A 13,355-nucleotide genomic window follows, 5' to 3' on the forward strand; every position below is an offset into this window, starting at 1 on the left:
CGACTCGTTATTCGCCCGACATTCGTCCGACCTTGCCCGAAAAAATGGAATCTCTCACACCGCTTTCGCGCAGCCCACCGGCCGTTCCCCGCCCAGTTGTACGTAAAGGGCCGTGGAGGCAGGGCAGTTGACGCGTTTGACGACCGCCTCGGTCACCTCGTACTCCGGCTTCTTCTCGCCCGTCCCGTCGCACGCCGTCTCACGTACCTCCCCCTGCCCGGCGCTGTACACGCAGTCGCCGACGATCGTGCGCGGACCTCCGCCGCCGCCCGGGTCGCCGGGGTGCGGGGCCTGGAGGTTGCGCATGCAGGAGTAGCCCTGCGGGACGGCCCCGTCGCCGTCCTCGTCGGCGGCGGGCCGCTGTTCGCTGATGTGCAGCACGAAGTCGGTGGTCGCCGGGCACGCCGGACCGGCGCTCACCTTGCCGTCGTACCGGGCCACGACCCGGGCCGCCGCCCGCTCGCTGGTGCAGGGCACCTCGGTGAAGCTGGTGGTGCCGAAGGAACTGCACTCGTCGACGGAGAGGAAGACGGTGCCGTAGCCGGTGGGCCGGGGCGGCGCCGGCCGCTGGTCGACCGCCGTTCCGTCGGCGGCCCCGGAGGTCCCCGCCGCGGGGTCGTCCGCCGAATCGCCGTCCGACGCCAGCTGGCACCCCGTCCCCATGAACAGCGCGACCACGGCGAGCAACGCGCAGGCGAACACCCGCACGCGCACCACTTCCGTGGACCCCACAGAACGCCTCTTGCGCATCGCATCCCCCCGAGTACCCCCGCTCAGCGTGGCCCTCGCCGCCCGGGCCACGCCAGATGTCCAGAGGATTTGCGCCTATTGGGGGTGGTGCGCCGGTTGTGCGACGTACGACGTGTACGCCGCATTGCTTCTCTTTCCCGAGCGGGTTCGGCGAGATCAACTACGGTTCGGCAGCGGGCTGAAGGGGGGCGTTGTCGGCTGCGGGCCCGGTGGGGGCTGGTCGCGCAGTTCCCCGCGCCCCTTAAAAGCGATCGGTGCCGATCGCCTACCTGGGGGCGCGGGGCTGTATTGAATCTGCGGCTACCGCCGCGTGGGCGCGACCAGCCACGACGGCGCCGCAGTGCACCGACAACCGTCAGTACGACAGCCCGTGGCCGATCGGATACAGCACCCGCGTCGGATCCTCCGCGTCCAGCACCGGCACCGGCAGCTTGCCGCGCGGCCGGACCCGGCCCGCGATCACCCGTGCGGCGGCCCGGAGTTCGACGTCGGTCCAGGAGTAGGAGGCCAGGTAGGCCGGTACGTCGGGCAGTTGGGCCACGTCGTAGGGGTTGCGGACGGCGACACACACCACCGGCCGCCCGGTGGTGAGGAGTTGGGCGACCAGCGTCCGCTGACTGCTCGTGGCACCGACGTTGTACGTCCCGACGACCACCGCGTCCACCTCCCCGGCGGCGGCGACCGCCCGGGCGATGACGGCGGCGGAGGGCGCGGTGCCGGTCGAGAGGGCGGTCGCGGTGAAGCCCAGCTCGGTGAGAGCGCCCGCGAGGACGGTGGTCGGCGGCCCGGTCGTACCGGACGGCGAGGCGGGATCGGCCCCGACGACGAGCACGGTCTTCTGCGTGCTCCTCGAAAGGGGCAGCAGCTTCCGCTCGTTGACGAGGAGGGTGGTGGTCCGCTCGGCGATCCGGTCGGCGGCGGTGAGGTGGCCGGCGACCCCGACGGCCCGGTCGACGCCGGCATGGGTGACGTACGGCCGCTCCAGCAGCCCGAGCCGGTTCTTGAGCCGCAGGACGCGCAGGATCGACGCGTCGAGCCGCGCTTCGGTCAACTCCCCCTGCCGTACGGCCGTCAGCACGGCGTTCCAGGCGATGTCGAGGGAGGGCGGGTTGAGGAGCTGATCGACCCCGGCCTTGAGCGCCAGCACCGGAACCCGGTCGTCGCCGTACTTCTCCCGTACGCCCTGCATGCCCAGCGAGTCCGTCACCACGACCCCGTCGTAGCCGAGTTCCTCGCGCAGGATGCCGGTGAGGATCGGCCGGGAGAGGGTCGCGGGGTCGCCGGAGCCGTCGAGGGCCGGGACCATGATGTGCGCGGTCATGATCGAGTCGATGCCGGCGCGGACGGCGGCGCGGAACGGCGGAGCGTCGATGGCGTTCCATTCCTCCCGTGTGTGCCCGATGACGGGGAAGCCGTAGTGGCTGTCGACAGCGGTGTCCCCGTGTCCCGGGAAGTGCTTGGCGGTGGCGGCGACGGAGGCCCGCTGATAGCCGGTGACCTGCGCGGCGACCAGCCCCGCGACGGCGGCCGGATCGGCGCCGAACGACCGTACGCCGATCACTGGATTGGCCGGGTTGACGTTCACGTCGGCGACGGGCGCGTAGTCCTGGCGGATGCCGAGGGCACGCAGTTCGGCGCCGCTGATGCTGCCCGCCGTACGGGCGTCGGTGCGCGAGCCGTTCGCGCCGAGGGCCATGGCGCCGGGGAGGAGGGTGGCGGGTTTTCCGACGCGGGCGACGATCCCGTGCTCCTGGTCGGTGGAGATGAGCACGGGCAAACCACGGGGAAGGCCGAGGGAGGCCTTCTGGATCCCGTTGCTCAGATCGGCGATCTGATGTGGATCGCGGGTGTTGTGCGCCCAGGAGAAGTAGATGATCCCGCCGACCCGGTACCTGGCGATCAGCTCGGCCGCCGTCCGGACGCCGATCTCCGCGAGGTTGGCGTCGATGTCGGCCTGGTCGGGTGCGGTGGCGGAGTGCCCGTACACCCGCATGACGAACAGCTGACCGACCTTCTCCTCCAGGGTCATCCCGGCGACGATCCGCCGCAGCCGCGCGTCACTGTCGTACGGCTGTGCCTCACCCCCGAGGGCGAGCGCGGCGCCGGTGCCGGCGGTCGCGGCGAGAAGAGCACGTCTGGTGGTGCCGGAGTCGCGCACGGGGGCGCTCCTTCCCTCGTGAAGGAAACTTCCGAGAAGTTACGAATAACCGGGAAGTTTCTTCCAGTCAAGGGTGCGCACGCTAACGGGAGATGGCCGCTTTTCCCCGGAAGGGGGCCGTCACCGGCGCATCGGAGGGGGGCGCGCCGGTGACGGCTCGCTGCCGGCCGCAGGCGGCTGGAGAGGGTAGGTCAGCGATCGCAGCCAGCAGCGAGGCCGACACCGCACCACGGTGACTCATCCGGCAGTCGTGTCGGTTGGACGGGGGTGGGTCGGGGTGGGTTCCCGAATCCGGCCGAAAACGGGAAGTTGGTACGGGGGTGGACGGCGGGGCGGGTGCGATACCCACGCGGGGCAATCCGTAACCGGACCGACACGCGGGAATCGCGTCAACCCTCTTCCATTCCAAGCCGGTTGGGCGATGATCCCACCAACGCCCTGCATGCTCTCTCGCTTGCAGCAGCGCCTGTCGGGGGACCGGCCAGGGGGAAGCCGAGACACAGGAGACAAGGGATGGCAACGAAGACAGGACCTCAGAGATACCCGGGCGCCAGCCGGGCGAACTGGTACCAGGACGACTATCCGGGCGACCCGATGCAGGTCGACGTCGTCGTCCTGCACACCACCGAGGGGCGCAGCCTGCCCACGTACAGCGGTGGATCGATCGCGCCGAACCTGACGGCGGTGCCGGACCTCGCCGCGAAGAAGCTGAAGTGGTACCAGCACTTCGACATAGAGACCTCGTCCCGGGCCCTTGCCAACAAGCGGGGCGGTGTCGAGACCAACACGCTCAACGTCACCCAGGTGGAGCTGGTCGGCACCTGCGACCCCAAGACGCACAAGAAGTGGACGACGGCGGACCAGGCGCACATCTACTGGCCCGAGGCCCCCGACTGGGCGCTGAAGTCGGTCGCGCGGTTCCTGGCCTGGATGCACGAGGAGCACGGCGTGGCGCTGTCCGGCCCGAAGGCATGGCCGGACTACCCGACCTCGTACGCCGACGGCGGCGGCCAGCGGCTGTCCTTCGCCGAGTGGAAGGCGTTCAAGGGCGTCTGCGGACACATGCACGTCCCGGAGAACGACCACGGCGACCCGGGCGGGATCGACTTCTCCGCGATCGTCAAGCACGCCAAGGCCGAGCTGGACGTCGACGACGACACACCGACTCCGACTCCGACCGTGCCCAAGCCGGTCGTGGTGCCCGCCTACCCGGGCCGCAAGTACTTCAAGGAGGGCGCCGTGAACGACCACGTCCTCAAGCTCGGCAAGCAGCTCGTCAAGCGAGGCTTCGGCGACCACTACAAGGTCGGCCCGAGCCGCAGCTGGGGCGAGGCCGACCGCCTCAACGTCCGGGACTTCCAGAAGTCCCGCAAGGAACTACGCGGCGACGCGGACGGCTACCCGGGGCCACTGACGTGGCGCCTGTTGTTCTCGTAACACGATTCTCGTAGCCCGATGGGGCAGGGCTCTCCCGCACGTGGAGCGGCGGGGGAGCCCCTCCAGGAAGACCGCGTGATGCCGGAAGAGCGAGCTGCCCCGCCGGGCCATGGAACGCTGCACCACATCGAGATCTGGGTGCCGGACATCGACCGGGCGGTGGTCCAGTGGGAGTGGCTGCTGACGGCGCTCGGCCATACGCCCTTCCAGAGCTGGGAGCGCGGCCGGAGCTGGCGGCTCGGCCCCACGTACCTCGTCCTCGAACAGTCGTCCGCGCTGACCGGAACCCGGCACGACCGCCGTGCACCCGGCCTGAACCACCTCGCCTTCCACGTCCGGGACGACACGGCGGTCGACGCGCTCGTGGCGCAGGCGGTGCGCCATGGCTGGACGCTGATGTTCCCCGACAAGCACCCGCACGCGGGCGGCGAGCAGCAGTACGCGGCCTATCTGGAGAACACCGACGGGTTCGAGGTCGAGCTGGTGGCGCTCACCGTTCATGGTCCATTTCGCGGACGTTCCGGCGCGTGAGGCACAGGCCGGGCCAGCATAGGGGCCATGGCCGACGTACAGATCCCCGGTTCCAAGTCCATCACCGCCCGCGCCCTGTTCCTCGCCGCCGCAGCCGACGGGGTCACCACCCTCGTACGCCCCCTGCGCTCGGACGACTCGGAGGGCTTCGCCGAGGGGCTGGTCGGCCTCGGCTACCGGGTCGGCCGGACGCCCGGTGCCTGGCAGATCGACGGCCGTCCGCAGGGCCCCGCGGTCACGGAGGCGGACGTCTACTGCCGTGACGGCGCCACGACCTCCCGTTTCCTGCCGACCCTCGTCGCCGCCGGCCACGGCACGTACCGCTTCGACGCCTCCCCCCAGATGCGCCGCCGCCCCCTGGCCCCCCTGACCCGCGCCCTGCGCGACCTGGGCGTGGACCTGCGGCACGAGGAGGCGGAGGGGCATCACCCGCTGACCGTCGCGGCGGCGGGCGTCGAGGGCGGGGACGTCACCCTGGACGCCGGTGAGTCGTCCCAGTACCTCACCGCGCTCCTGCTCCTGGGCCCCCTGACCCGTAAGGGTCTGCGCATCCACGTCACGGACCTCGTCTCGGCCCCCTACGTGGAGATCACCATCGCGATGATGCGGGCGTTCGGGGTGGAGGTGCACAGGGACGGCGCCGATTTCGTGGTCCCGCCCGGCGGCTACCGGGCCACCACCTACGCCGTCGAGCCCGACGCCTCCACCGCCAGCTACTTCTTCGCTGCGGCGGCCCTCACCGGCGGCGAGGTGACGGTCCCCGGCCTCGGCACGGACGCGCTCCAGGGCGACCTGGGCTTCGTCGACGTACTGCGCCGGATGGGCGCACGGGTGGAGACCACCGCCGACCGTACGACGGTCACCGGCACGGGCGAACTGCGCGGCCTCACGGTCAACATGCGGGACATCTCGGACACCATGCCGACCCTGGCGGCCCTCGCCCCCTTCGCCTCCGGCCCCGTACGCATCGAGGACGTGGCCAACACCCGCGTGAAGGAGTGCGACCGCCTGGAGGCCTGCGCGGAGAACCTCCGACGGCTGGGGGTACGGGTGGAGACCGGGCCGGACTGGATCGAGATCCACCCCTGTCCGCCCGGTACGGCTCCCGCGCAGGGCACGGACATCAAGTCGTACGGCGACCACCGCATCGTCATGTCCTTCGCGGTGACCGGCCTGCGCGCCCCCGGCATCACCTTCGACGACCCGGGCTGCGTACGGAAGACGTTCCCCGGGTTCCACGAGGCGTTCGCGGAACTGAGCACCGGGCTGCCGCGCTAGGGCCGTGCCCGGGGTCGCCCCTGGGGTCTTCCCTGAGGCGTACCCCGAGGCGCGGCGGTCCGCGCTGTCCCTAATGTCCCTGTCGAGGGATGCGGAGAGCGCCCGGCAGGGGGCCGGGCGACACGCCTCCCGAACGAGGGAGATGATCGCTGTGGGACCGAACGACGTCGAGATCGTCCGGGTGTTCGCCCGGAACACGACCAGCCCGAACGCCGACCCGACCCTGGACCCCGACAAGAACGCCGAGATCGCCGTGGAAGCGGAGGCGGGCGACGCCGTCTTCCGGATCGGGGCGCCGTACGAGGTCGAGATCACCGTCAAGGACCTCTTCGACGGCACGAACATTCCGACGACCACGGCCAACGTGGTCAGCGGGCTGCTGAGCAAGGCCCCCTGGGACAAGCAGTCGGTCGAGTTCGTCTTCGGCATCGCCGCGGCCGAACTGGCCAAGCACCGGGGGCACCAGTGCGAGGTCTACGCCTCCGTGTACATGGGCCTGACGGACCCGGACGCGAGCTTCGCGACCAGCCCGCGCTTCCTCATCCAGCGCTGACGCGTAATCCAGCGCCGACGCGTCATCCGGTGCCGACCGGGCCGGGCGGGAGTCTCGTGGCCAGCCCGACCCGGGAGGAGATGCCGAGCTTCGTGTAGGCGTGGCCCAGGTGGTACTCGACCGTCTTCACGCTGAGCAGCAGTTCCCGGGCTACTTGGCGGTTGGTGAGACCGGAGGCGGCGAGCCGGGCGACGGCCAGTTCCTGCGAGGTCAGCACGGGGCCGCGGTCGGGTGGCGACGGGGGACCACCTGCCGCGCGGGCCGTTCCGCAGGCGGCGAGTTCGCGGGCGCAGCGCTCCAGGAGGGGAACCGCACCGAGTCCCGTCAGGGTCTCGTACGCGGCCTGGAGCGCCTGCGCTGCGGCGGCCCTGCGACCGGTCCGGCGCAGCAGTTCGCCCGACGCGAGCTGGAGCCGGGCCCGTTCGTACGGCGCGGTGACCCGGGCGGCGTGCGCGAGTCCGGTGGCGAACATGCCCTCGGCGGCCCCGGGTTCGTGCCGGGCGGCCAGCAACTCGCCCCGGATCCGGCAGCCGGCGGCCAGGGCGGCCGCGTGTCCACGATCGGCGGCCAGCGCCTCGAAGGCGGTCAGCGCGTGGTCCGCCTCGTCGAGACGCCCGAGCCCGATGAGCGCCTCGGCCAGCAGATCGCGCCACGGCCCGGTCATCGGCTCACAGAGCCCCTCGGCGGCGTCCGCCTCCAGAAGCGGCAGCAACTCCGCCTCGGCGGCGTCCGGTTGCCCCCGTAGGAGGGCGAGGAAGGCGCGGGTACGCCGGGACTCGGTCATGACCGTCCCCAACGTGACCGGTATGTCGGGCACTTGGCGCAGATGCCACTCCGCGCGCTCGTAGTCCCCGAGGGCGGCGACGACCCAACCGGCTGCCCCGTGCACCGCCGAGTGCAGCTCGTTGCCGGTGTCGTCGTTGAGGGAAGCGGCCGATTCCAGGCGCTGCGCGGCCTCCTCCCAGGCACCCAATGCGTACTGGGTGAGGCCGAGTTGGAACATCGCGACGATGCGCAGCATCATCGGCCCGTCCCGGCAGATGAACAGGGCTTCCCGCAAGTCCCGTTCGGCGTCCGCCAGTTCGCCGGACCACATCCTCAACAGGCCGCGTCCGCAGAGCAGATCCACATCGGCCGTGGTGACGAGCGAGGCGTCCGGCAGCCGCGCGGCCACGGCGAGTCCGCGCCCGATGTCACCGCTGAGGCCGTAGCCGGTCATCCGGGCGAAGCGCAGCATGGTGCTGGAGGTGCGCCGGCCGGACAGCCGCATGGCCTGTTCGGCCCATTCGGCGGCCTGCCGGCCGTGGCTGAGGGACAGCGCCATGACGCTGAGCTGGCCGGCGATGTACGAGGCCAGCTCCGGGTCCGCCGTGCGGTCGCAGCAGTTCCAGGCCTCGCGCAGCAGGGGTTCGATATGGCCGAGGTCGCCGCCGAACGGCAGTATCAGGGCCCGCGCGTACCGATGCGCGGCCGAGCGGCCGTCCCCCGGCAGCTCGTCGAACACCGCCTGCGCCTCGTCGCGCCGCCCCTCCCACAGCAGCGCCTCGACCGCCTCGACGCCGTACCGCTCACGGTCCCGCTCCGTACGGGCCAGCCGGGCGGCGTCGCGCAGCAGCGGGGCGGCGCTGCCCCAGCGCCGGGCGGCGGCCTCGGTGCGGGCGGCGTCGGCGAGCTGTCCGGCCAGTGTGTCGTCCGGGCCCTGCGCGGCGTGCACGAGGTGCTGGAGGCGGCCGTACGCCGAGTCCGACTGCCCGGCGGCGGCCTGGTGCAGCGCGTGCCGCCGTACGGGCCCGAGCGTTCGGTAGACGGTGGCGCGCAGCATGGGATGGGGGAAGGACACGCGAGGGCCGCCCGGCTCCGGTGTCTCGTCGAGCAGCCCGGCGCCGACCGCCTCGTCCAGCGCGGGCAGCGGATCCTTCAGCTCCGCGAGCCGGGCGGCGCTGTGCAGCGGGCAGGACATGCCGAGCACGCTCGCGGCGGCGGTCAGGGCCTGCGCCTCGGCGGTGCAGTCCGCCAGCCGCTGTTCGATCAGCCGCGCGTACCCGAGCGGCGCGGGCAGCGGGAACGCCGTGGACATCAGGCGGGCGGGCGGTACCTGTTCGAGCAGCGCCTTGACGTGCAGCGGGTTGCCGTCGGTGTGGTCGAGCAGCCGTACGACAGCGGTAGGCGGCAGCGACCCGCCGCGGGCGGCGGCAAGCTCACCGACCTCACCCGCACTCAACCCGCTCAACGACACCCGCAACGTCCCCTCACCGGTGAGCAGCCGCCGCAACCCCTCGGGCAGCGCCGGATCATCGGCCTCCCGTACGACGACGACCGTGAGCACCCGGTCGGCGCGCAGTCGGCGCAGGGCGAAGGTCAGCGCCTGGAGGGACGAGGAGTCCGCCCAGTGCGCGTCGTCCACGACGAGGATCAACGGCCCGGCGGTACGGGTCTGGAGTTCACCGAGTACGTCGAGCAGCCGGGCGCCGGCGGTCGGCGCGTCGGCCGCCGGGGGCCGGGGAAGGGCCTGCTCGTCATGCTCGGCGGGGGAGAGGAGCTGGTCGAGCAGCCCGAGCGGAAGCCCGGTCTCGTTCTCCTCCCCGCACGCCCTCAGCACCTCGGCGTCCGGGTGCGCGGCGACGAAGTGCCTGATCAGCGCGGTCTTCCCGATCCCGGCGGGCCCGTCGACCAGCACGATCCGGGACGCCCCGGCGACAACGTGCGCCAACTGCCCGTCCAGAGCCGAGAGATGACGGCCCCGCCCGACGAACGGACCGCCCTGATCCCCCAGTTCCCCCATACCGGTCACTCCCCCAAGCTCCCGCCGCCGCCCCTGCCACCCTCGCGTACGGGACACCACCGCTCAAGGGCCCACCTGGACCAATCCGGGGCGCTACGGACATGGAGAACACGGTCGGCCAGCAGACGTACCCCACACGGAGGCCGGCCAACTCCACGTCCCACAAGCCCAGTTGCTCCGGCACGCCTCCAGTACCGGATTTTCCTTCGCCCCCGCCGCCCCTACCCGTCCCATCCCTGGGGGCTGCGCCCCCAGACCCCCCTTTGTCCTCAAACGCCGGACGGGCTGAAATACCTAGCCTCTCCGGCGTTTGAGGAGCGGGGGTTCGGGGGCGGAGCCCCCGAGGATGGGACGGGTAGGGGCGGCGGGGGCGAAAAAGGTCCCGACCGAGGTGGACCAGGCAGCTCAGGCCGACTCGTTGAGCAGCCGGGCGAGGTGATCGTGGCCGGCGCCCAGCAGCCCCTCCAGGGGCGCGGCGGCCTCGTACCACCGCTTCTCGTACTCCCAGCACAGCCACCCGTCCCACCCGTGCCGGGAGAGAACCTCGACGCACTCGGAGAGCGGCAGGACACCGGCGCCCAGGGCCAGCGGGGTGGTGTCCTCGGCCGAGGCGATGTCCTTGACCTGGACGTATCCGAGGTGCGGGGCGAGCGCCGCGTAGCTCTCCGAGGGCTGCTCGCCGCCGAGCCAGGTGTGCATGACGTCCCAGAGCGCCCCCACCTGCCGGTGCCCGACCGGCCCCAGGACGCGGATCGCGGCGGCGCCCGTGCGATGCGAGTCGTGGGTCTCCAGGAGGATGCGTACGCCGAGGTCGGCCGCGTACTCGGCGGCCGTACCGAGCCTGCGGGCCGCCGCCGCGTCGGCCTCCTCGGGGCTCTGCTCCGTACCGCCGCCCGGGAACACCCGGACGAAGGGGGCACCGAGGTCACGGGCCAGTTCGAGGAGCGCGCGGAGGTCGGCGAGCACGGGCTCGTCGGCACCGGGGGCCGCGACCCGGACGTACCCGGCGAGACCGAGGATCTCGACGCCGGACGCCTTGAACTCGGCGGCCACATCGGCCCGTTCGGCCAGGGTGAGACCGAGGTGGACGGGCTCTTCGGGGTGCGTGCGCAGCTCGACGCCGTGGTAGCCGTGGGCGGTCGCGAGACGGAGGACATCGGGGAGGGGGAGACCGGGGACGCCGAGGGTGGAGAACGCCAGTTTCATGTCCACGGACCCTACCCGTCGCTCCGCCACTTCACCGGTCCGTCGCGCCGTGCAGGTCGAGGCGCCAGTCCTGCCCCAGCAGATCCTTGCCGAAGGAACGGTGGGGCTTCTCGGTGGTGAGGACGAAGCCGTGGCGCTGGTAGATGTGGCGGGCGGCGGTGAGTACGTCGTTGGTCCACAGGACGACGTCGCGGTAGCCGACCTCGCGGGCGAAGCCGACGACGGCCGCGACGAGCCGGTCGCCGATACGCAGGCCGCGCGCGTCCGGCTCGACGAGCAGCAGCCGCAGCCGGGCGGTCCCGGGCGCCTCGTCCCGTACGCACATCACGCACCCGACCGGCCGCCCGTCCAGCTCGGCGATCCACACCCGCTCCAGATGCGGGTCGTGGTCCTCGGCGAAGTCGGCGACGATCCGGGCGACCAGCCCCTCGTAGTCGGTGTTGAAGCCGTACTCGGACGCGTACAGCGCCGCGTTGCGCTGCACGATCCAGCCCAGGTCGCCGGGGGCGGGATCGCGCAGCAGGACGTCCTCGCGGCGCGGCGGCCGGCCGTCGGAGAGGAGCGAGCGGACCGTGTGCAGTGCCTCCGCGAGCCGGGGCCGGTCGGCGGCGGGCACGGTGGCGAGGAGGGAGGCGATGGCCTCCGTGGAGCGCTCGTTCAGCAGGTCGGCGGTCTCGCGGCCCCGGCTGGTGAGCGTGACGCGCCGCCGCCGGGGGTCACGGTCGGAGGGCGCCCGCTCGATCAGCCCGTTCTCCTCGAACTTGTTGAGGATCCGGCTCAAGTACCCGGCGTCCAGGGTGAGTTCGGCACGGAGATCGGCGGCGTCGGTACGGGGGGAGTGCGCGAGTTCGTAGAGGACGCGGGCCTCGGTGAGGGTGTAGGGGGCGTAGAGGCTGCTGCTGTAGTCGAGCGCGCCGATCACGTTCGTGTAGAAGCGGTTGAAGGAACGGATGTCCTGGACGGTCACGAGCCACCTCACCGACGGAATGATCGATATCCGATATCTGACTCAGTCAGAGATGTTGCCGCTTCGAGGGTAGAGCGCGGGCGATGTGTTCCTCAAGGCCCGGCAACGGAGCGGCAATGCCCTTCTCCGGCATCCCATGGCTTGGCCAACCCCATGCCACTCGTTGCTCACTTGTTCATCCGCCGCCCCTGACGCCCCTCGCCGCCCGCGGCGAAGAGTGAAGCCGAAAGCTAGGCCTACCAGGCTCAAGAAGGGGCAATCATGGCCGAGTTGACCCGTCGTAGACTCCTTGGCTCCGCCGCCGGCACCCTCGGTGGCGCCGCGGCCCTCTCCCTCCTCCCGCCCAGCGTCCAGCAGGCCGTCGCGGCCGGACCGCCGCGGCACGGCTCGCTCGACGACATCGAGCACGTGGTGATGCTCATGCAGGAGAACAGGTCCTTCGACCACTACTTCGGCACCCTGTCGGGCGTACGGGGCTTCGCGGACCCGCACGCGCCGAAGCTGCCCGACGGCCGCCCGGTCTTCTACCAGCCGGACGCCGTGAACCCGAAGGGGTACCTCCTCCCCTTCCACCTCGACACCCACACGTCGAGCGCGCAGGCGATCCCGTCCACGAGCCACGCCTGGTCGGTGCAGCACGAGGCGTGGAACGGCGGGAAGATGGACCAGTGGCTGCCGGCCCACCGCAAGGCGGACGGCGTCAACGGCCCCTATGCGATGGGCTATTACACGCGCGACGACATCCCGTTCCAGTTCGCGCTCGCCGAGACGTTCACGATCTGCGACAACTACTACTGCTCGGTGTTCGGCCCGACCTGGCCGAACCGCCTGATGTGGATGACGGGGACGATCGACCCCGGCGGCAAGCAGGGCGGCCCGATCACCAGCAACGTGGCACCGACCCCGTACCGCTGGACGACGTACGCCGAGCGCCTCCAGGCGGCGGGCGTCAGCTGGAAGGTGTACCAGCAGGACGACGACTACGGCTGCAACATGCTGGAGCAGTTCGCGACGTTCAAGCAGGCGGCGCCCGGATCGGAGCTGTATGAGCGGGGCGTACGTCCGCAGCCGGAGGGCACGTTCGAGGACGACGCCCGCAACGACCGTCTCCCGACGGTGAGTTGGATCATGCCGACGAGCTTCCAGTCGGAGCACCCGGACTACCTTCCGGCGGCGGGCGCGGACTTCGTGGCATCGAAGATCGAGGCGATAGCGTCGAACCCCAAGGTGTGGAGGAAGACGGCCTTCATCCTCAACTACGACGAGAACGACGGCCTGTTCGACCACGTGGCCCCGCCGACCCCGCCGGAGGGCACGGCGAACGAGTTCATCGGCGGCCTGCCGATCGGCGGCGGCTTCCGCGTCCCGGCGATCATCATCTCGCCCTGGACGGTGGGCGGTTGGGTGGCCTCGGAAGCCTTCGACCACACCTCGGCACTCCAATTCCTGGAGCGCTTCACGGGAGTCGAGGAACCGAACATCACCGACTGGCGCCGTGAGACCTTCGGCGACTTCACCTCCGCCTTCCGCTTCCGCGACTCCCGCCCCCGCCCGCCACGCCTGCCGCACGACACGGCGGAGCAGCTGGAACGGGCGAAGGAGGAGGTGGCAACGTTGCCGAAGCCGACGCTTCCCGGGGCCGCGCAGTCGTTCCCGAGGCAGGAGCGGGGGAGGCGGCCGCACGTGTGAGGTG

The 13,355-nt window shown here is 71.5% G+C and carries 10 protein-coding genes; 5 read left to right on the plus strand and 5 right to left on the minus strand.

From position 1 onward, the window contains the following. Positions 1 to 54: 54 nt before the first annotated feature. Together OG787_RS31305 and OG787_RS31310 are read right to left on the minus strand one after the other, a co-directional pair. Positions 55 to 750, minus strand: a complete 696-nt coding sequence (locus OG787_RS31305) for a hypothetical protein (RefSeq protein WP_405537330.1) — start codon at positions 748 to 750, stop codon at positions 55 to 57. Between the two features lie 355 nt (positions 751 to 1,105). After that, positions 1,106 to 2,908 carry a glycoside hydrolase family 3 protein gene (locus OG787_RS31310; protein ID WP_405537332.1) on the minus strand — a complete coding sequence of 601 codons (1,803 nt, stop codon included), beginning with the start codon at positions 2,906 to 2,908 and terminating at the stop codon, positions 1,106 to 1,108. Positions 2,909 to 3,421: 513 nt separating this feature from the next. Here OG787_RS31310 and OG787_RS31315 point away from each other — a divergent pair. The 4 genes from OG787_RS31315 (at position 3,422) to OG787_RS31330 (ending at position 6,707) form a co-directional block, all read left to right on the plus strand. After that, positions 3,422 to 4,345, plus strand: coding sequence for a peptidoglycan-binding protein (locus tag OG787_RS31315; RefSeq protein WP_369035951.1), 924 nt, complete (start codon positions 3,422 to 3,424; stop codon positions 4,343 to 4,345). Between the two features lie 78 nt (positions 4,346 to 4,423). After that, on the plus strand, positions 4,424 to 4,876 hold the full coding sequence (locus OG787_RS31320) for a VOC family protein (protein WP_405537334.1): 453 nt from the start codon (positions 4,424 to 4,426) through the stop codon (positions 4,874 to 4,876). 27 nt (positions 4,877 to 4,903) lie between these two features. Further along, positions 4,904 to 6,154, plus strand: coding sequence for a 3-phosphoshikimate 1-carboxyvinyltransferase (gene aroA, locus OG787_RS31325; RefSeq protein ID WP_405537336.1), 1,251 nt, complete (start codon positions 4,904 to 4,906; stop codon positions 6,152 to 6,154). A gap of 151 nt (positions 6,155 to 6,305) precedes the next feature. Next, entirely contained in the window at positions 6,306 to 6,707 is a 402-nt protein-coding gene (locus OG787_RS31330) for a hypothetical protein (protein ID WP_369035948.1), read from the plus strand. A 22-nt stretch (positions 6,708 to 6,729) separates the two neighbouring features. On the opposite strand, the gene OG787_RS31335 is transcribed toward OG787_RS31330, so the two are convergent. From OG787_RS31335 to OG787_RS31345, 3 genes are all read right to left on the minus strand, one after another. Next, positions 6,730 to 9,489, minus strand: coding sequence for an AAA family ATPase (locus OG787_RS31335; protein ID WP_405537338.1), 2,760 nt, complete (start codon positions 9,487 to 9,489; stop codon positions 6,730 to 6,732). 405 nt (positions 9,490 to 9,894) lie between these two features. After that, positions 9,895 to 10,695 carry a sugar phosphate isomerase/epimerase family protein gene (locus OG787_RS31340; RefSeq protein WP_369036035.1) on the minus strand — a complete coding sequence of 267 codons (801 nt, stop codon included), beginning with the start codon at positions 10,693 to 10,695 and terminating at the stop codon, positions 9,895 to 9,897. A 31-nt stretch (positions 10,696 to 10,726) separates the two neighbouring features. Next, a complete protein-coding gene (locus OG787_RS31345) occupies positions 10,727 to 11,662 on the minus strand; it encodes a GNAT family N-acetyltransferase (RefSeq protein WP_369036040.1) in 936 nt (311 codons plus the stop codon). 261 nt (positions 11,663 to 11,923) lie between these two features. Here OG787_RS31345 and OG787_RS31350 point away from each other — a divergent pair, with 261 nt between their 5' ends. Continuing rightward, a complete protein-coding gene (locus tag OG787_RS31350) occupies positions 11,924 to 13,351 on the plus strand; it encodes an alkaline phosphatase family protein (RefSeq protein WP_405537340.1) in 1,428 nt (475 codons plus the stop codon). Positions 13,352 to 13,355: the final 4 nt, after the last annotated feature.

The organism is Streptomyces sp. NBC_00075 (assembly GCF_045041225.1).
GTDB lineage: Bacteria > Actinomycetota > Actinomycetes > Streptomycetales > Streptomycetaceae > Streptomyces > Streptomyces adonidis.

Bases quoted from the DNA above. Each gene is read 5' to 3' on its own strand.
- OG787_RS31305 (WP_405537330.1), bottom strand. From the start codon at position 750: ATGCGCAAGAGGCGTTCTGTGGGGTCCACGGAAGTGGTGCGCGTGCGG.
- OG787_RS31315 (WP_369035951.1), top strand. From the start codon at position 3,422: ATGGCAACGAAGACAGGACCTCAGAGATACCCGGGCGCCAGCCGGGCG.
- OG787_RS31320 (WP_405537334.1), top strand. From the start codon at position 4,424: ATGCCGGAAGAGCGAGCTGCCCCGCCGGGCCATGGAACGCTGCACCAC.
- aroA (WP_405537336.1), top strand. From the start codon at position 4,904: ATGGCCGACGTACAGATCCCCGGTTCCAAGTCCATCACCGCCCGCGCC.
- OG787_RS31335 (WP_405537338.1), bottom strand. From the start codon at position 9,489: ATGGGGGAACTGGGGGATCAGGGCGGTCCGTTCGTCGGGCGGGGCCGT.
- OG787_RS31340 (WP_369036035.1), bottom strand. From the start codon at position 10,695: ATGAAACTGGCGTTCTCCACCCTCGGCGTCCCCGGTCTCCCCCTCCCC.
- OG787_RS31350 (WP_405537340.1), top strand. From the start codon at position 11,924: ATGGCCGAGTTGACCCGTCGTAGACTCCTTGGCTCCGCCGCCGGCACC.